The sequence below is a fragment of the Salinicola tamaricis genome (genome assembly GCF_003006155.1).
Classification (GTDB): Bacteria; Pseudomonadota; Gammaproteobacteria; order Pseudomonadales; family Halomonadaceae; genus Salinicola; species Salinicola tamaricis.
This window is the reverse complement of sequence record NZ_CP023559.1, coordinates 1,346,977-1,363,609: the sequence shown is the minus strand read 5'-3', so window position 1 is coordinate 1,363,609 and position 16,633 is coordinate 1,346,977. Positions and strand designations below refer to the sequence as shown.

Sequence of the window (16,633 nt, the reverse complement as noted above, 5' to 3'; positions counted from 1 at the left end):
CGCGTCGCGGTGATGGGAAATCCGTCGGCGAAAGCGGACGTCGCGCGAGCTCACACAGGGTCGGGAGGCCGCCGCCAGCGGGCGCATAGCGTAACACAGACGTCGCGGGTGAGGATGAAAATGACGCACGCAGACATGAATGCCGTGCAATCGTGAGCGTGTCGTGGCAGGCACCCGAGACTGGGCCGAACCGACGCCGACAATGCGCAAACCGCGCGACGATTTCACCCCGAGGGCAGACGACCCCCGGGGGCGGCGGTGTATACTCGAAGACCGTTTTCGCTTGGTGCCGGTGGCTTGGCCGCCGCGCCCTCGACCCGGCTCCCGCTCGCGCCCGCGCGAGGCACTGGGAGCGACGCTATGAGTGCACCATGTCTGACAAGATGGCCGAACAGGACGTTCCCCAGGACTTCGCCACCACGCTGACCCAACTGGAGCGGCTGGTAGCGCAGCTCGAATCCGGCGAACTGACGCTGGAAGCCTCACTGGCCGCCTTCGAGCGCGGCATCCGTCTGACCCGCGACGCCCAGAGCCGCCTCGATGGCGCCGAACTCAAGGTGCAGGCGCTGCTCGAGCAGGCCGACGCCACGCTACAGTCGGTACCGTTCGAGACCGCTGGAGAGCCGCCGCATGAGCCCTGAGCACGCGCGCGAGCGGACGCCGCCGGAAGCCGCCGTCGCCGCCGCGCGGGCGCGCAGTGAGCAGGTGCTGGCGGCTTGGCTGGAGCGCTCGCCGGGGATATCGGCGGCGCTCGACGAGGCGTTGCGCTACAGCGTGCTCGGCAGCGGCAAGCGGCTGCGCCCGGTGCTGGTCTACCTCGCCGGCCAGCGCTGGGGGCGCAGAGCGAGGCGCTCGACCCCGCCGCCGCCGCGCTGGAGATGATCCACGCCTACTCGCTGGTCCACGATGACCTGCCGGCGATGGACGACGACGACCTGCGCCGCGGCCGTCCTACGGTGCACCGCGCCTTCGACGAGCCGCTGGCGATCCTCGCCGGCGATGCGCTGCAGACTCTGGCCTTCGAGGTGCTCGCCTCCCGCGAGCACCCGCGCCTCGCCGCGCTCGTCACCACCCTGGCCCAGGCCGCCGGGCGTGACGGCATGGCGGCGGGGCAAGCGATCGATCTCGCTGCGGTGGGTACGCCGCTCGATCTCGCCGCGCTGCAGGCGATGCACCAGCACAAGACCGGCGCGCTGATCCGCGCCGGGGTGCGTCTGGGGGCGCTGGTGGCGGTGGCCGAGAGCGACCCGCGGGTGGCAGCGCTCGACCGCTACGCCGCCGCCATCGGCCTGGCGTTTCAGATCCACGACGACGTGCTCGACGTCACCGGCGATACCCAGACCCTGGGCAAGACCTCGGGTGCCGATGCGCACCGCGACAAGCCGACCTATCCTGCGCTGCTGGGGCTGGATCGCCCCAGGCGCGGGCCCGCGAGCTCCTCGACGAAGCCCTCGCGGCGCTGGCGCCGCTGGGTGACGGGGTGCGCCGCTGGCGTGGCTGGCCCGTTTCATGATCGATCGCGATCACTGACCGGTAACGACCTATTCTATGAAGCTGTTCGACGAGATTCCCACACAGCGCCCGCTGACGCCGCTGCTCGACACGCTCGATGCGCCGGCCGGGCTGCGCCGGATGACGCTGGCGCAGCTGCGCCAGGTCGCCGACGAGCTGCGTGCCTACCTGCTTTACAGCGTCGGTGTCAGCGGCGGCCATTTCGGCGCCGGGCTTGGCGTGGTCGAACTCACGGTGGCGCTGCACCGCGCGCTGCAGACCCCCCACGACCGCCTGGTGTGGGATGTCGGCCATCAGGCCTATCCGCACAAGATCCTCACCGGCCGCCGCGACGCGCTCACCGGTATCCGCCAGTACGGCGGCCTGGCGGCCTTCCCGCGGCGTGAGGAGTCACCCTACGACACCTTCGGCGTGGGCCACTCGAGCACCTCGATCTCGGCCGCGCTGGGCATGGCGCTGAGCGCCCGCCCAAGGGCGAGAAGCGCCGCGCCTGCGCGGTGATCGGTGACGGTGCGCTGACCGCCGGCATGGCCTTCGAGGCGCTGGCGCACGCCGGCCACGTCAAGGCCAACCTGCTGGTGGTGCTCAACGACAACGAGATGTCGATCTCCGAGAACGTCGGTGGCATGGCCAGCTATCTGACCCGCATTCTCACCAGCAAGCCGTATGCGGCGGTGCGCGAGAACGGCAAGCGGGTACTCTCGCATCTGCCCGGCGCGCTGGAGCTGGCGCGGCGCACCGAGGAGCACGTCAAGGGCATGATCAGCCCGGCGACGCTGTTCGAGGAGATGGGCTTTCACTACATCGGCCCCATCGACGGCCACGATCTGGCCGCGCTCAATCAGGCGCTGGAGGCGCTGCGTGACCAGGAGGGGCCGCAGTTCCTGCACGTGCGCACGCGAAAGGGGCGCGGCTTCCGGCCCGCCGAGGCCGACCCGATCGGCTTTCATGCCATCACCAAACTCGAGCGCAAGCCGCCGGCGCCGCCGCGGGTCGATGCCGAGCGCGCGCCCGCTGCGGCAGCCGCGACGTCCAAGCCCGAGGATTCATTGCCCCCAAAACCGCGCAGCGAAGAGATGTTGCGCCCGAAGCCGCGCAAATACTGCAACGTCTTCGGCGACTGGCTGTGCGACATGGCGGCGGCGGACACGCGCCTGATCGCATCACCCCGGCGATCGGCGAGGGCTCCGACCTGATCCGTTTCTCGCAGACCTATCCCGAGCGCTACTACGACGCGTGGCGATCGCCGAGCAGCACGCGGTGACCTTGGCCGCCGGCATGGCCTGCGAGGCGATGAAGCCGGTGGTGGCGATCTACTCGACCTTTCTGCAGCGCGGCTATGATCAGTTGGTGCATGACGTCGCGGTGCAGCATCTCGATGTCACCTTCGCCATCGACCGTGCCGGGCTGGTGGGCGAAGACGGCCCGACCCACCATGGCGCGCTGGATCTCTCCTTCCTGCGCTGTGTGCCCGGTCTGGTGATTCTCGCGCCGGCGGACGAAGCCGAATGCCGCGCCATGCTCACCACCGCCTATCACCACCCGGCCCGGCGGCGGTGCGCTACCCCGGGGTACCGGCCCCGGCAGCGAGCTGCCTCAGGATCTCGAGGCGCAGGTGCCGGTCGGCCGCGCGCAGACCCGGCGCGAGGGCGAACGCGTGGCGCTGCTCGCCTTCGGCAGCCTGAACACGCCGGCGGCCGAGGTCGCCGAGCGGCTCGGGGCGACGCATCTCAACATGCGCTCGGTCAAGCCGCTGGATCGCGATGCCATCGTCGCCGCGGCGCAGACCCACGAGCTGCTGGTCACGCTGGAGGAGAACGTGGTCGCCGGCGGCGCCGGCAGCGGCGTCAACGAGCTGCTGGCGGCGGAGGGGCTGACACCGGCGGTGCTCAATCTGGGCATTCCCGACGCCTTCGTCGAGCATGGCAAGCCGGCCGAGCTGCTGCGCGACTGTGGGTTGGACGCCGCCGGCATCGAGGCGGCGATCCGCGCCCGCCTGAACGTCAACGACAACTGATAGGACTTCCATGTCTATTGCCATTCTGATCGGCGCCTTCATCGGCTACCTGGCCGGCAAGCTGCCGGGTCTCTTGATCGGGGCCGGGATCGGCTGGTGGATCAGCCGCAAGCTGCGCCAATCCGTGGTGGGGCGGGTGGTGGGCATCCAGCACCAGTTTCTCGAATCCACCTTCGCGGTGATGGGCTGCATCTGCAAGGCCGACGGGCATATCACCCGCGACGAGATCCGCACCGCCGAAATGCTGTTCGATCGCCTGCACCTCAGTGGCGAGATGCGCGAGCGGGCCAAGGCGGCGTTCAACCGGGGCAAGAGCCCCGAGTTCGATCTCGATGCCGAGGTTGCCACCATCCGCCGGGTCACCGGCGGCCAGCGCGCGCTGCTGCAGGTCTTCCTGCAGGTGCAGCTGGCGGCGATCGCCGCCGACGGTCAGATGCACGAAGCCGAGCACACCATGCTGCTGCGCGTGGCCCGTGGCCTGGGCTTCTCGGAGGCCGAGATCCAGCAGATCGAGGCGATGCTGCGCGGTGGCCCGCATCAGGCCGGTGGCAGCCAGGCGAGCAGCGGTCAGAGCCTGGAGGACGCCTACCGGGTGCTGGGCATCTCCGACGAGGCCAGCGACGCCGAGGTCAAGCGTGCCTATCGCAAGCTGATGAGCGAGAACCACCCCGACAAGCTGGCCGGCAAGGGACTGCCGGAGCAGAGAGGCGCAGAGCCAAGGAACGCACCGCCGAGATCAGCAACGCCTACGAAGTGATCCGCAAGCAGCGCGAGAGCCGCGCCTGACGCCGCCCGCCGCGGTCGGCATCGACGCCGTGCCCCGGCTTGGATAGGATCGAGCCGGATCGCGGTGACCACAGGACGTCCTGCATGCCAGGGAAAGCCGGTTTCTATCGCACCACCGCCAGACTGCTCGGCGCCATCGACCGGCGCGGCCTGGTGCTGCGCTACCGCTACGGCGATCGCCGTCTACTCGAAGAGTGCGTGCTGCCGGCGCTCGACGCCGACCCGGCGGTGGCGGACGTGCTGCTGGTCGGCTGCGCCTGGTACACCCGCCACTACCCCGCGCTGCTGCCCTCGGCCGCGGTGATCACCATGGAGATCGACCCGGCCAAGGCGGTCTTCGGCGGCGCGCACCATATCGTCGCGGACATGGCCCACGTGGATGCGCATATCGCTCCCGCCTCGCTGGATGCGGTGATCTGCAACGGCGTGCTGGGCTGGGGGCTCGACCATCCGGCGGCGATCGAAGCCGCCTTCACCGGCGCCAGCCGCTGCCTGCGCCCGGGTGGGCTGTTCCTGCTCGGCTGGAACGACATCGCCCCGCGTAACGCCTGCCCGCCGGATACCATCGCCGCGCTCGACGGCCTGGCCACCGCCGATATCCCCGGCCTGCGCACCCACTCGGTGGTGGCCCAGGCGCGCAACCGCCACTGCTATCAGGCTTGGCGCAACCGCTGCCGGCCTGAGTAGTGCCGTTCAGCCTGCGCGCACGCCGCGCCAGAAGACCTGCCACACGCGCCCTCGAAGCGCCGCGCCAGCGCAGCCTTGTCGTACATGAAGGTTTCCGACAGCAGCCCAATCCACCAGGCAGTAGAAAGCGGCGATGAAGGCCGCTTCGTCCAGTGCCGGGTGCAGGGCGGCATCCGCCTGGCCGGCGCTGAAGATCTCGCCCAGACGCTGGTCGAGGCGCCGCTCGGCGCGGGCGCTGAGTGCGCGCGCCTCGTGGCTGAGTTCCTGGGGCGGAAAGAGCAAAAAGCGCTTGTAGAACACCCCCTGATGCTCACGGTAGGAGATGGTGCAGCAGCACTCCACCAGATGGCGCAGGCGCTGCTCGAAGGGCGCCTGGCGCTGGCTGGCCAGGCTCTCCGTCACCAGTGCCAGAATGGTGTTCTCGGCGTCGTCGGCGAGTTCGAGAAAGAGCGCGGCCTTGCTCTCGAAGTGGTTGTAGATCGAAGGCTTCTTGATACCCGCCTCGGCGGCGATCTGGGCCAGGCTGACGCCCTCGTAGCCGTGGCGGGCGAAGCGCGTCAGGGCGATCTGCTTGAGATGGCTGCGGGTGTCCAAGCGGCACTCCTGGGCGAGGGGGCGACGAAAAGCGAGAGCTTGCCAGAGTTGATGGGTATCAATAAACTAACGACCGTTAGTTAGCAAGGCTGCAGCGACAAAGACTGTCGTGACGAAGATTGTAGTGACAAAGCCTGTATCGCCGATCCGCGGTCAGTCCGGTCATTCGACCGAGACGAGCACGGGAGAACCCGCATGAGCCGAACATACAGAGATCGACGTTTCCGTCTGCGCGCCCGCTGGGGGCTACTGCCGCTGGCCGGGCTCGCCGAGGTGGGTTGGGCCAGCGGGCTCAAGCATGCCGACAGCCCCCTCGAGTGGGGCCTCACGGTCGGTCTGGCGGTGGCCAGTCTGTGGCTGGCCTCTCGCGCCGTGCGCTATCTCCCCACCAGCACCGTCTACACGGTGTTCGTCGGCATGGGCGCGGCGGGCACCGTGATCGCCGACTGGCTGCTGTTCGGGGTGGCCTTCCAGTGGCCGGTGCTGGGCTGTCTGGTGTTGCTGATGGTGGGCGTGATCGGGCTGCAGCAGGTGAGCGCATGACGCTCGATATCACCACCTGGCACTGGCTGGCGCTGCTCGCCTCTGGCGCCTGCGAGATCGTCGGCGTGAGCGGCTTCGCACGCCTGCACCGCGGCCAGCGTGCCAGTGGCGTGGCGCTGCTCGGCGTGGGCTTCGGCTGCTCGCTGGGACTGCTGTCGATCGCCATGCGCTCGATCGACATGGGCATCGCCTACGCCGTCTTCACCGGTATCGGCACCCTCGGCAGCACGCTGATGGGCATGTGGCTGTGGGGAGAGTCGCGCCGGCCGCTGCGGCTCGCTTTCGTTGGCCTGATCGTGGTGGCAGTGGTCGGGCTGAAACTGGCGAGCTGAAGAACACGATGGCTGGGGCGGTAACGAAGGCTTGAGGCTGCCCCAGCAGGTGGCTAGGGCTTAAAGATACTGGCGATCGTCATCGGCGTAGATGGCGGTGTGCAAGACGCCGTTCTCGTCGCGCCAGGCTCGGTACATGCCCGGCGTGTTGAAGACGAGGCGGGTATCGCCGTCAGGGGCGACGGCGATGACGCCACCGTCACCACCGATCGCCTTGAGTTCGCCATGCACTACATCGTCGCAGGCCGTCGCCAGATCGGCGCCGCCATGCTGCATGCGCGCGGCGATATCGTGGGCTACCGCCGTGCGAATGAAATACTCGCCGTGCCCGGTGGCGGAAATCGCGGCGGAGCGATCGTCCGCCCAGGTACCGGCACCAATCAACGGCGTATCGCCGATCCGCCCGTAACGCTTGTTGGTGATGCCGCCGGTCGAGGTAGCGGCGGCGACGTGCCCGTGGCTGTCCAGTGCCACGGCGCCGACCGTGCCGAACTTGTGGCCTTCTGTATGCGTCGGTTCCAGAGCCGTGGCGCCGTTCGAGTGGCGATGTTCCTCCCACTGTTGCTGGCGTAGTGGCGTATCGAAGTAGTCGTTGTCGACAGGTGTCATGCCACGGGACTCCAGGAAGTCGTCGGCACCTCGGCCGCCGAGCATCACGTGATCGCTATGCTCCATCACCTGGCGCGCGCCGCAGATCGGATGGCGCACGTGGCGCGCGCCGGCGATGGCGCCGGCATTGCGGTCGCTGCCGCGCATGATCGCAGCGTCGAGTTCGTGTTCACCGGCTTGCGTGAAGACGGCCCCCAGGCCAGCGTTGAACCAAGGGCAGAGCTCGAGCTCGACCACGCACGCCTCGACCGCATCGAGGCAATTGCCACCAGCTTCGAGGATACGATGGCCGGTGGTGATGGCACGATGCAGCCAAGCGTGGATATCGTTTTCTTCCCGCTCGCTGAGACGGCCGGGCTTGAGGACGCCGGCGCCGCCGTGAATGGCCAAGGCGATGGGTGACTTCATGCACTAACTCCATGATCGAGAATCTGGTCGAGGAAGCGCCGGGTGCGCGACGATTCCGGGAATTGAAAGAAGCGGGCCGGTGGTGCGTGTTCGATGACCTCGCCGCCATCCATGAACACCACGCGGTCGGCGACCTTCTTGGCGAAGCCCATCTCGTGCGTCACGCAGATCATGGTCATGCCCTCCTGGGCCAGGTCGACCATGACCTCGAGCACCTCGGCGATCATTTCCGGATCGAGCGCCGAAGTCGGCTCGTCGAACAGCATCACACGGGGACGCATGCATAACGCGCGGGCAATGGCGATCCGCTGTTGCTGGCCGCCGGAAAGCTGGCCGGGATACTTGTTGGCGTGATCACGCATCTGCACCTTGTCGAGCAGCGTCAGCGCCCGCTCGATGGCCTCTGCCTGGGGCGCGTGCAGGTTGGCGGTCTGCGGCAGCGTGCAGTTCTCGAGCACGGTGAGATGCGGGAACAAATTGAAGTGCTGGAAGCACATGCCGACACTGCGGCGGATTCGCTCCAGGCGCTTGATGTTGTCGTCGAGGGTCTCGCCGAGCACCTCGATCGTGCCCCGCTGATGCTTCTCGAGCTGGTTGATGCAGCGGATCAGGGTCGACTTGCCCGAGCCGGAAGGCCCGCAGACGACGATGCGCTCGCCAGCGGAGACGGTCAGCGAGATATCTTTCAGCGCATGATAGTCGCCATACCACTTGTTCAGATGTTCGATGCGCACGACCGTGGAATCGGCCGTGACTGGCGTTGGTTTGCTCATTGGCGACTCTTCTCCAGTTGGCGTTCGAGATAGCGCGCGTAGCGCGACAGCGCGAAGCAGATCGCGAAGAAGAACAGGGCCAGGAATAGATAGACCTCGTTCTCTCGGCCGATCCATTCGGGGGTGGAGGTAGTGCTCATGGCGATACCGACGACATCGAGCACGCCCACCACCATCACCAGCGTGGTTTCCTTGAACAGCCCCACGAACTGGGTCAGCAGCGGCGGGATGGTGTTGCGCAGCACCTGGGGTAGGATGATCAACCCCATCGCCTTCCAGTAGGAGAATCCGAGCGCGGCAGCGGCTTCGTACTGGCCCTTTGGCATGCCCTGCAGGCCGCCGCGCACCGTTTCCGCCATATAGGCCGCGGTGAACAGCACGAGTACTGCGAGCACGCGCAGTAGGATGTCGAGGTTCCAGCCCGAAGGCAGGAACAGCTGGATCATCAGCGAGGCCATGAATAGCAACGTGATCACCGGAACTGAGCGGATCAGCTCGATGTAGAGGACGCTCAGCACGCGAATGACCGGCTTCTTGGAACGGCGGCCGAGGGCGAGCAGGATGCCGATGGGCAGCGCGAAGACCATGCCCACCACGCCCAGGAAGACCGTCACCAAGATGCCGGCGAAGCGCGTCGAGGAGATGTCCGGCAGGCCCGGTCCGCCCTTCAGCAGCCACCACATTGCGAATGGCAGCAGCACCAGATACGCCAGCGTCCAGCGGCGGTCGATACGCTTGATGTAGAGCAGTGGAAAGACCCCAGCGGCCAGGGCGAAGGCGATGTCGACCCGCCAGCGCTGGGTCTCGGGGTAGAAACCGTAGACGAACAGCCCCAGGCGCTGGGTGATCGGTAGCCAGCAGGCGCCATCGCCGGTGCAGTCGGCCTGGCTGGTGCCGACGAAGGTGGCCGAGAACACCAGCCAGTCGAGTGCGACGTAGGCGAACCAGCCGCTCAGGATGAGCGTAGCCATCGACAGTAATGCTTGCAGCGGAGAGGGGAACAGCTGCCGCCGTGCCCAACCCCAGGCCCGGCTGGCCACACGTGGCGGTAGGGTCTGCGATGAAGTCGGCGTGGAGAGCGTCGTTGTCGTCATGTCAAAACCTCAATGCGTGCGCAGGCCGACACGGTGGTTGTAGAAATTCATCAGCGCGGATGTCACCAGACTGAAGACGCAGTAGGTCGCCATCACCAGTGCGATGCACTCGATCGCTTGCCCGGTCTGGTTGAGCGTGGTGCCCCCGGTCGACGAGACCAGTTCCATGAAACCCACCACGACGCCGAGCGAGGAGTTCTTGATGATGTTGAGATAGGTGCTGGTGATCTGCGGGATCATGGGATAGATCGCCTGCGGGATGATCAGCTTGGCCATCGCCTTGCGCGGACGGAAACCCAGGGCGTCCGCGGCTTCGTACTGCCCGCGCGGCACCGACTGGATCGCCCCGCGCACGATTTCGGCGATATAGCTCGAGCTGTAGATCGACAGCGCCAGCCACAGCGCCAGCAGTTCGGGTGTCAGCGCCACGCCGCCGGCGAAACTGAAGCCGTGCGATACCGGTACGTCCCACTCCCAGTGGGCGTCGCTGATCAGGTAGCACAGCAACGGCAGGGCGATGGCGCCGCCGAGGATCGCCGGCCAGCGCGACGGCCCCAGCCCCTTCCAGGGCTGACGGGCGAGATAGCGCCCCATGGCCAGGCTACCCAGCAGACCCCCTAGGCAGAGCCACAGCAGACCCCAGCCGACCAGCGAACCGTCGCTGGCCCAGGGGATGGTCAGCCCGCGATTGCTGAGGAAGGCGACGTCGAAGAGCTCGATCGCCTGGCGCACGCTGGGCAGGGCGAGCACCAAGCTGTACCACCAGATCAGATGGACCACCAGCGGGACGTTGCGCAGGAACTCGACCAGCAGATAGCTCAGGCGGCTGATCAGCCAGTTGCCCGAGACCCGGCAGACGCCGAGCAGCACACCCAGCAACGTGGCCAGCGCGATGCTCATGAGCGACACCAGCAAGGTATTGAGCAATCCCACCAGGTAGGCGCGGAAATAGGTGTCGTTGGGCGTGTAGTCGATCAGATGGAAGGTGATGTCGTAGCCGGCGCGATCGGTGAGAAAACCGAACCCGGAAGCGATGCCCTTGGCATCGAGATTGACGCTCGCCTCGTGGATCAGCCAGTAGAAGACCGCCGCCACCAGTAGCAGCACGGCCCCCTGCTGCACGGCGCTGAGCACGCGAGCGTTTTGCAGACGTCGAGTCACGAACATGGAAAAATCCCAAGCCGCCCGCTGCGGGCGGCACGGTCGGGGTCAGCGGATCGGCGCGGGGTAGATCAGCCCCCCGTCGGTCCACAGACGATTGAGACCACGCTCGAATTTGAGCGGCGTGTCGGGGCCAACGTTGTTGGCGAAGATCTCGCCATAGTTGCCGACCTGCTTGATCGCCTGGTAGGCCCAGTCGTTGCCGAGACCGAAGCGTTCGCCGATGTGTCCGTCGGTGCCCAGCAGACGGGCGATCTTGGGATTGTCGGCGACCGGGGCGTCGCGCATCTGGTCGACGTTGGCCGAGGTCACGCCGAGCTCTTCGGCGTTCATCAGCGCGAAGGCGGTCCAGGTCACGATGTCGCGCCACTGGGCGTCACCCTGGGAGACGTAGGCGCCCAACGGCTCCTTGGAGATGATGGTCGGCAATATGGTGTAGTCGTCGGGGTTGGCGAACAGGGTGCGCCGCGCCGCCAGACCGGTCAGGTCGTTGGTGATAGCGTCGCAGCGACCTTTCTGGAAGGCGCTGTATAGCTCGCTGCTCTTCTCGATCACCACCGATTTGTAGTTCAGTCCCTTGCGTCCGAAGTAGTCGGCGAGATTCTGCTCGGAGGTGGTGCCGGGGGAGAGACAGAAAGTGGCACCGTCGAGATCCTCGATCTTGCTGATGCCGAATTCGGCGTGGGTCATGAAACCCTGGCCATCGTAGAACCAAGGCGTGGTGAAGTCGGCGCCAAGATTGGCATCCCGCGAGGCGGTCCAGGTGGTGGAGCGCGACAGAATGTCGATCTCTCCGGAGGAGATCGCGGTGAAACGGTTCTTCGACGAGGTGCTGACGTACTCGACCTTGCTGGCGTCTCCCAGCGTCGCGGCGGCGACGGCGCGGCAAAGGTCCACGTCCATGCCTTTCCAGTGACCGTCGTCGCTGAGGTACGAGAAGCCGGCCTTGTCGCTACTGACGCCACAGCGAATGGAGCCACGCTGCTGGACGTCCTGAAGCGTACCGGCCTGCGCCGCCCCGGCAATGCAGGGACCGGCCAGCAGGCCGATGAGCGATAGAGTCGCCGTCAGACATTTCTTGTTATGCATGATCGAACCTTTCGATTGTAATGTGTCCGGGAAAGCGCTTTTGGCGTTGGAGCGATTTCGGTTTTTTGCGCTATCTTCCCGGGTCAAGTTACGTAGAATCGATAGGAGAGAACAGCAGCGATTGATCCGGGAAGTTGCATCCACCATCGAACATTTGAATAACCTAATATGGAAGTCGCCTGGTACGCCGATTTTCTGGCGCTCGCCGATACTGGCAAGTTCACCGCCGCCGCGGAATTGCGGAACTGCTCCCAGTCCGCGCTGAGTCGGCGTATTCGGCTGCTCGAGAAGCAGTTGGGCGTGACGCTGGTCGATCGGCAGTCCACGCCGGTGAGGCTGACCGCCGCCGGCGATGCGCTGCTGCCCACGGCCCTGGAACTGGTTCGTCTGGCCAAGGAGTGCGAGCAGAGTGTCAAGGTCATAGATCGACCGTTGACGTTTGCCTCTTTGCACACGCTGGCCTGCAATTTCTTTCCGCAATGGATTTCCCGCTACACCAGCGCCAGTAACCCGCTGTATACGCGGATCGATACCGGCCACAAGACCACCGAAAACTATTACATGGCGCTGATGTCGGGGCGCTGCGATTTCATTCTGTTCTATCGCGACGAGGAGTCCGAACGCTATTTCCAGCGCGAGGATTTCGAAGTGCTGTCGCTTGGGCACGACGAACTATATTGGGTCGGAACGCCCTCACTGGCCGCTGCTTGCCTGACGGGGGACAGCGCCATTCCCTGGCTGACCTACTCTCGTAGCGCGCAGTTGCACGCCCTGTCGCGCGATCAAGTCAGTCGTCACCCGCAGCCGCACCGGCTGAAGCGGGTCTTCGAGGCGACCGTCTCCGAGGCGCTCAAGCCTATGGTTTCGATGGGGCACGGCATTGCTTGCATGCCGCATAGCATGGTTGCGGCGTCGATCGCCGACGGCACCCTGGTCAGACTATACCCTCAGATGTCATCGGAACATCTCGAGATCATTCTGGTTCGCTGGCTAGGTAGCAGAAATGCGAAAGCTGACGTCTTCTGGCAAAGTTTGATGATGACCAGTGTTCCTTCCGTAACGCGATGAATAGCGCGATTTCAGCGGTGCATCAGATCGATAGTCGACTGTTATATGGATTCGGGAATGGAAGACACGAATCCTCGTGCCTAGCCTGAGAGTTCTTGTCTTCAGCGGAGCCTGCTCTTGTCCCCCATTGCCCATACCCTCATCGTCGGCTTTCTGAGCTTTGTCGCGCTGGTCGTGATCATCCGGCTCTCCGGCAAGCGCACGCTGTCGAAGTGGAACGCCTTCGACTTCGTGATCACCATCGCCCTGGGCTCGACACTCTCCACGGCGCTGATCACGCCGACGGTGTCGCTGGCGCAGAGCGTGGTGGCGTTCGTGCTGATCGTCGCGCTGCAGTTCGTGATCACCTTCACCTCGGTGCGCTCGAAGCGGGTCGAGGACCTGGTCAAGTCGCGCCCGACCCTGCTGCTCTACGACGGCACCCTGCGCCACGCGGCGATGGCCCGCGAGCGGGTGGTGGCGGTGGAGATCCTGGCCGCGCTGCGCGAGCGCGGCATCGCCGACGTCGAGAGCGTTCACGCCGTGGTGCTGGAGACCGACGGCACCTTCAGCGTGATCCCCGACGCCGGGACCAGCGATTCGGCGCTGGCCGGCGTCGAGGGTGTGCCGCCGCGCTGAGCGCCGTTCACACGCTGGCGTCGAGGGCCTCGCTCTCCAGGAAGCCGCCGGACTGGCGCTGCCACAGCCGCGCGTAGAGGCCGTTGGCGCGGATCAGCTCGGCGTGAGTGCCCTGTTCGACGATGTGCCCCTGCTCCATCACCACCAGCCGGTCCATGGCGGCGATGGTGGAGAGGCGGTGGGCGATGGCGATCACCGTCTTGCCCTGCATCAGCCGGTCCAGATTTTCCTGAATGGCGGCCTCGACGTCGGAGTCCAGCGCCGAGGTCGCCTCGTCGAGGATCAGGATCGGGGCGTCCTTGAGCATCACCCGGGCGATCGCCAGGCGCTGGCGCTGGCCGCCGGAGAGCTTGACCCCGCGCTCGCCGACATGGGCATCGAAGCCGGCGCGACCCTGGATGTCGCGCAGCCCCTCGATGAACTCGGCCACGTGGGCTTCGCGGGCGGCGCGCCAGGCCATCTCGTCACTGGCGTCGGGGCGGCCGTAGAGCAGGTTGTCGCGCACCGAGCGGTGCAGCAGCGAGGTGTCCTGGGTGACCATGCCGATCTTGGCGCGCAGGCTCTCCTGGGTGACCGCGGCGATGTCCTGGCCGTCGATGCGGATGGCCCCATCCTCCAGCTCGTAGAAGCGCAGCAGCAGGTTGACCAGGGTCGACTTGCCCGCGCCGGAGGGACCGATCAGGCCGATCTTCTCCCCCGGGCGGATGGTCAGCGCCAGATCGTCGATCACGCCGCTGCCCTTGCCGTAGTGGAAGCGAATATGGTCGAACACGATCTCGCCGTGAGAGACCTCGAGCGGGGTGGCGTCGTCGCGATCCTCGATCTGGTGCGGCAGTGACAGCGTCGCCATGCCGTCCTGCACTGTGCCGATATTCTCGAACAGCGCCGAGACCTCCCACATGATCCACTGTGACATGCCCCACAGGCGCATCACCAGGCCCAGCGCCACGGCGACCGCGCCCACGCTCACCGCCTCGTCGAGCCACAGCGCCAGTGCAAGCCAGCCGATGCTGAACAGCAGTAGCGCGTTGAGCAGGTAGAGCAGCCCGTAGAGGCCGGTGACCAGCCGCATCTGGCGGTAGACCGTGACCAGGAAGCCTGCCATGCCCTCGCGGGCGAAGGCCGCCTCGCGGCTGGCGTGGGAGAACAGCTTGACCGTCTGGATATTGCTGTAGCTGTCGACGATGCGTCCGGTCATGCGCGAGCGGGCGTCGGCCTGGGATTTCGATACCCGGCCCATGATCGGCACGAACACCTTCAGCAGCACCAGATAGCCACCCAGCCACACCACCAGTGGCACCGCCAGGCGCCAGTCGGCGTTGCCCACCAGCAGCAGCGTGCCCAGGAAGTAGACGATCACGTAGTTGAGCACGTCGAACAGCTTGATCACGCACTCGCGCACCGCCAGCGAGGTCTGCATCACCTTGGTCGCGATGCGTCCGGCGAACTCGTCCTGATAGAAGCCCATCGACTGGCGCAGCAGATAGCGGTGTGCCTGCCAGCGGATGCGCATGGGGTAGTTGCCCATCATCGTCTGCTGCTGGAACAGCGAGTGCAGCCACACCATCCCCGGCAGCGCCACCAGCACTACCAGCGCCATCCCGGCGAGCTTCCAGCCCTGGTCAGCGAGGAAGGTGGCGCGATTCTGATCGGCAAGCCAGTCGACGATATTGCCGAGGAAGCCGAACATCCATACCTCGACGCCGGCGATCAGCGCCATCAGCGTGGTCGCCGCCAGCAGGTAGGGCCAGGCCCCACGGGTATAGTGCAGACAGAAGGCGATCAGGGTATCGGGCGGGCGCTGCGGCTCCGCCGACGGGAAGGGGTCGAGACGTCTTTCGAACCATTGGAACATGGCAAACCTGTAGTGGCGGTGGAGTAGCGTGGCGTGGTCGTTTCGGCAACACGTGCGTTGGCCGATACCGACCTGCGCTCATTGTATGCTGAACGCGGCGCGAGCTTGTCGATGGCGCTTGCCGCAGCGGACGTTTTCCGCCAGCGTAAGACCTCGAGTATGGTTGAGGTAAAGCCCAATGGAGAGTTCCAACACCCGACCCCGCCGGCTCGCCGCGACCAAGCAGGCGCTCAGCGTGGGCGATGTTGCCCAGCGCTGCGGCGTGGCGGTCTCGACGCTGCACTTCTACGAGACCAAGGGCTTGATCCATAGCTGGCGCAATGCGGGCAATCAGCGCCGCTACACCCGCGACGTGCTGCGCCGGGTCGCGGTGATCAAGATCGCCCAGCGCACCGGCGTGCCGCTGGCGGAGATCCAGCAGGCGCTGGCCACGCTGCCTGACTCGCGCACCCCCACGGCGGCAGACTGGCGGCGGCTCTCGGAGCGCTGGCGGGCGGCCCTGGACGAGCGCATCACTCAGCTCACCCTGCTGCGCGATCAGCTCGATGGCTGTATCGGCTGCGGTTGTCTGTCGTTGTCGCAGTGCCCGCTACGCAACCCCGGCGACGTGCTCGGCGGCGAGGGCGAAGGCGCGCAGCGGTTGGGATCGGATCACGTCTCGAACGGCAGCACTGCGGTATAGATGGCGAGGAAGTGGCAGACGCTGCCGCCGATCACGAACAGGTGCCAGATGGCGTGGTGGAAGGGGATCGCGCGCACGGCGTAGAACAGCACGCCGACCGTATAGGTGATGCCGCCGGCGACCAGCAGGGCGAGGCCGGTGGGGGATAGCTGCGTGGTCAGGCTGTCCGAGGCGATCACGATCAGCCAGCCCATGATCAGGTAGATGAATACCCGCAGCAGGTTGAAGCGCTGGGGCCAGATAAGCCGCAGGGCGATCCCGCCCAGAGCCAGCCCCCAGATCACGCCGAACAGCGCCCAGCCCATCGGCCCGCGCAGGTTGACCAGCAGAAAGGGGGTATAGGTGCCGGCGATGAGCAGATAGATGGCGCAGTGATCGAAGGCCTGGAAGGCGCGCTTCAGGCGCTGGCTGCGAAAGCCGTGGTAGAGCGTCGAAGCGGTGTAGAGCGCCAGGCAGCTGCCGTAGAGCGAGACGCTGACGATCTTCCACGGGTCGACGTCGGCGGCGATGCTGGCCAGTACGATCAGTACGACCATGCCGGCGAGACTCAGTGCGGCGCCGATCCCGTGGCTGATGCTGTGCAGCCACTCCTCCAGCCGAGTGTACTCTTCCTCCTCCTCAGCGGCCTGGGACGGAGAGGCGTGCTCAGGATGCGAGGTCGGGTATCGAGAAGACGAGAGATGGCGTGAAGCGGAATCGGGCATGACGGCTGAGCCTCCTGCGGGATGCGTGGCAGGAATGTGAGCAGAGACGTGGGTTGGACCCGAACGCCGGGACGACGTTCAGTCTCCCGGATCATGATGAC

General features: G+C 66.1%; 16 protein-coding genes and 2 pseudogenes. 10 read left to right on the top strand and 8 right to left on the bottom strand.

Features of this window, described 5'->3' with window-relative positions:
- The first annotated feature begins 371 nt into the window (after positions 1 to 371).
- The 5 genes and pseudogenes from CN538_RS06370 (at position 372) to CN538_RS06350 (ending at position 5,002) form a co-directional block, all read left to right on the top strand.
- Positions 372 to 641, top strand: a complete 270-nt coding sequence (locus CN538_RS06370; protein ID WP_106418898.1) for an exodeoxyribonuclease VII small subunit — start codon at positions 372 to 374, stop codon at positions 639 to 641.
- A pseudogene (locus CN538_RS06365) lies at positions 631 to 1,530 on the top strand (polyprenyl synthetase family protein). Before CN538_RS06370 ends, CN538_RS06365 begins: the two are co-directional and overlap by 11 nt.
- Before the next feature lie 18 nt (positions 1,531 to 1,548).
- Positions 1,549 to 3,529, top strand: a pseudogene (locus CN538_RS06360) (1-deoxy-D-xylulose-5-phosphate synthase).
- A gap of 10 nt (positions 3,530 to 3,539) precedes the next feature.
- Entirely contained in the window at positions 3,540 to 4,286 is a 747-nt protein-coding gene (gene djlA, locus CN538_RS06355) for a co-chaperone DjlA (RefSeq protein WP_340638280.1), read from the top strand.
- A 113-nt stretch (positions 4,287 to 4,399) separates the two neighbouring features.
- Positions 4,400 to 5,002, top strand: coding sequence for a class I SAM-dependent methyltransferase (locus CN538_RS06350; RefSeq protein ID WP_106418897.1), 603 nt, complete (start codon positions 4,400 to 4,402; stop codon positions 5,000 to 5,002).
- Between the two features lie 6 nt (positions 5,003 to 5,008).
- Here CN538_RS06350 and CN538_RS06345 read toward each other — a convergent pair whose 3' ends face one another.
- Positions 5,009 to 5,596 (bottom strand): TetR/AcrR family transcriptional regulator, encoded by a 588-nt coding sequence (locus tag CN538_RS06345; RefSeq protein WP_164999520.1) that lies wholly within the window; start codon positions 5,594 to 5,596, stop codon positions 5,009 to 5,011.
- A 195-nt stretch (positions 5,597 to 5,791) separates the two neighbouring features.
- Between CN538_RS06345 and CN538_RS06340 the strand changes: the two genes are divergently transcribed.
- Positions 5,792 to 6,139 carry a DMT family transporter gene (locus tag CN538_RS06340; RefSeq protein WP_106418895.1) on the top strand — a complete coding sequence of 116 codons (348 nt, stop codon included), beginning with the start codon at positions 5,792 to 5,794 and terminating at the stop codon, positions 6,137 to 6,139.
- Positions 6,136 to 6,471 (top strand): DMT family transporter, encoded by a 336-nt coding sequence (locus tag CN538_RS06335; RefSeq protein WP_106418894.1) that lies wholly within the window; start codon positions 6,136 to 6,138, stop codon positions 6,469 to 6,471. Before CN538_RS06340 ends, CN538_RS06335 begins: the two co-directional genes overlap by 4 nt.
- 60 nt (positions 6,472 to 6,531) lie before the next feature.
- Here the strand turns inward: CN538_RS06335 and CN538_RS06330 are convergent, their stop codons facing one another.
- The 5 genes from CN538_RS06330 to CN538_RS06310 all read right to left on the bottom strand — a co-directional run bounded on the left by CN538_RS06330 (position 6,532) and on the right by CN538_RS06310 (position 11,605).
- Positions 6,532 to 7,488: an isoaspartyl peptidase/L-asparaginase family protein gene (locus tag CN538_RS06330; protein WP_106418893.1), complete on the bottom strand. Its 957-nt coding sequence runs from the start codon at positions 7,486 to 7,488 to the stop codon at positions 6,532 to 6,534.
- On the bottom strand, positions 7,485 to 8,261 hold the full coding sequence (locus tag CN538_RS06325) for an amino acid ABC transporter ATP-binding protein (protein WP_106418892.1): 777 nt from the start codon (positions 8,259 to 8,261) through the stop codon (positions 7,485 to 7,487). The genes CN538_RS06330 and CN538_RS06325 overlap by 4 nt, the downstream gene beginning before the upstream one ends.
- Positions 8,258 to 9,232 (bottom strand): amino acid ABC transporter permease, encoded by a 975-nt coding sequence (locus tag CN538_RS06320; RefSeq protein WP_242495595.1) that lies wholly within the window; start codon positions 9,230 to 9,232, stop codon positions 8,258 to 8,260. The genes CN538_RS06325 and CN538_RS06320 overlap by 4 nt, the downstream gene beginning before the upstream one ends.
- A 132-nt stretch (positions 9,233 to 9,364) precedes the next feature.
- Complete coding sequence (locus CN538_RS06315; RefSeq protein ID WP_106418890.1) at positions 9,365 to 10,522, bottom strand: amino acid ABC transporter permease; 1,158 nt, start codon at positions 10,520 to 10,522, stop codon at positions 9,365 to 9,367.
- A gap of 42 nt (positions 10,523 to 10,564) precedes the next feature.
- Complete coding sequence (locus CN538_RS06310) at positions 10,565 to 11,605, bottom strand: amino acid ABC transporter substrate-binding protein (protein WP_106418889.1); 1,041 nt, start codon at positions 11,603 to 11,605, stop codon at positions 10,565 to 10,567.
- A gap of 168 nt (positions 11,606 to 11,773) precedes the next feature.
- Between CN538_RS06310 and CN538_RS06305 the strand changes: the two genes are divergently transcribed.
- Together CN538_RS06305 and CN538_RS06300 are read left to right on the top strand one after the other, a co-directional pair.
- The gene (locus CN538_RS06305; protein WP_106418888.1) at positions 11,774 to 12,673 is read left to right on the top strand and encodes a LysR family transcriptional regulator; all 900 of its coding nucleotides are present in this window, start codon (positions 11,774 to 11,776) and stop codon (positions 12,671 to 12,673) included.
- Between the two features lie 117 nt (positions 12,674 to 12,790).
- Complete coding sequence (locus tag CN538_RS06300; RefSeq protein WP_106418887.1) at positions 12,791 to 13,291, top strand: DUF421 domain-containing protein; 501 nt, start codon at positions 12,791 to 12,793, stop codon at positions 13,289 to 13,291.
- Positions 13,292 to 13,298: 7 nt separating this feature from the next.
- On the opposite strand, the gene CN538_RS06295 is transcribed toward CN538_RS06300, so the two are convergent.
- A complete protein-coding gene (locus tag CN538_RS06295; protein ID WP_106418886.1) occupies positions 13,299 to 15,146 on the bottom strand; it encodes an ABC transporter ATP-binding protein in 1,848 nt (615 codons plus the stop codon).
- Between the two features lie 178 nt (positions 15,147 to 15,324).
- On the opposite strand from CN538_RS06295, the gene soxR reads away from it, so the two are divergent.
- Positions 15,325 to 15,828, top strand: coding sequence for a redox-sensitive transcriptional activator SoxR (gene soxR, locus CN538_RS06290; protein ID WP_106418885.1), 504 nt, complete (start codon positions 15,325 to 15,327; stop codon positions 15,826 to 15,828).
- On the opposite strand, the gene trhA is transcribed toward soxR, so the two are convergent.
- The gene (gene trhA / locus CN538_RS06285) at positions 15,798 to 16,532 is read right to left on the bottom strand and encodes a PAQR family membrane homeostasis protein TrhA (protein WP_106418884.1); all 735 of its coding nucleotides are present in this window, start codon (positions 16,530 to 16,532) and stop codon (positions 15,798 to 15,800) included. The two genes, soxR and trhA, sit on opposite strands and share 31 nt — an antisense overlap.
- Between the last annotated feature and the right edge of the window lie 101 nt (positions 16,533 to 16,633).

What these genes read in the sequence shown, in the direction of transcription:
- CN538_RS06370 (WP_106418898.1), top strand. Translation starts at nt 372, where the DNA reads ATGTCTGACAAGATGGCCGAACAGGACGTTCCCCAGGACTTCGCCACC.
- djlA (WP_340638280.1), top strand. Translation starts at nt 3,540, where the DNA reads ATGTCTATTGCCATTCTGATCGGCGCCTTCATCGGCTACCTGGCCGGC.
- CN538_RS06350 (WP_106418897.1), top strand. Translation starts at nt 4,400, where the DNA reads ATGCCAGGGAAAGCCGGTTTCTATCGCACCACCGCCAGACTGCTCGGC.
- CN538_RS06340 (WP_106418895.1), top strand. Translation starts at nt 5,792, where the DNA reads ATGAGCCGAACATACAGAGATCGACGTTTCCGTCTGCGCGCCCGCTGG.
- CN538_RS06335 (WP_106418894.1), top strand. Translation starts at nt 6,136, where the DNA reads ATGACGCTCGATATCACCACCTGGCACTGGCTGGCGCTGCTCGCCTCT.
- CN538_RS06330 (WP_106418893.1), bottom strand. Translation starts at nt 7,488, where the DNA reads ATGAAGTCACCCATCGCCTTGGCCATTCACGGCGGCGCCGGCGTCCTC.
- CN538_RS06325 (WP_106418892.1), bottom strand. Translation starts at nt 8,261, where the DNA reads ATGAGCAAACCAACGCCAGTCACGGCCGATTCCACGGTCGTGCGCATC.
- CN538_RS06320 (WP_242495595.1), bottom strand. Translation starts at nt 9,232, where the DNA reads ATGGCTACGCTCATCCTGAGCGGCTGGTTCGCCTACGTCGCACTCGAC.
- CN538_RS06315 (WP_106418890.1), bottom strand. Translation starts at nt 10,522, where the DNA reads ATGTTCGTGACTCGACGTCTGCAAAACGCTCGCGTGCTCAGCGCCGTG.
- CN538_RS06310 (WP_106418889.1), bottom strand. Translation starts at nt 11,605, where the DNA reads ATGCATAACAAGAAATGTCTGACGGCGACTCTATCGCTCATCGGCCTG.
- CN538_RS06305 (WP_106418888.1), top strand. Translation starts at nt 11,774, where the DNA reads ATGGAAGTCGCCTGGTACGCCGATTTTCTGGCGCTCGCCGATACTGGC.
- CN538_RS06295 (WP_106418886.1), bottom strand. Translation starts at nt 15,146, where the DNA reads ATGTTCCAATGGTTCGAAAGACGTCTCGACCCCTTCCCGTCGGCGGAG.
- soxR (WP_106418885.1), top strand. Translation starts at nt 15,325, where the DNA reads ATGGAGAGTTCCAACACCCGACCCCGCCGGCTCGCCGCGACCAAGCAG.
- trhA (WP_106418884.1), bottom strand. Translation starts at nt 16,532, where the DNA reads ATGCCCGATTCCGCTTCACGCCATCTCTCGTCTTCTCGATACCCGACC.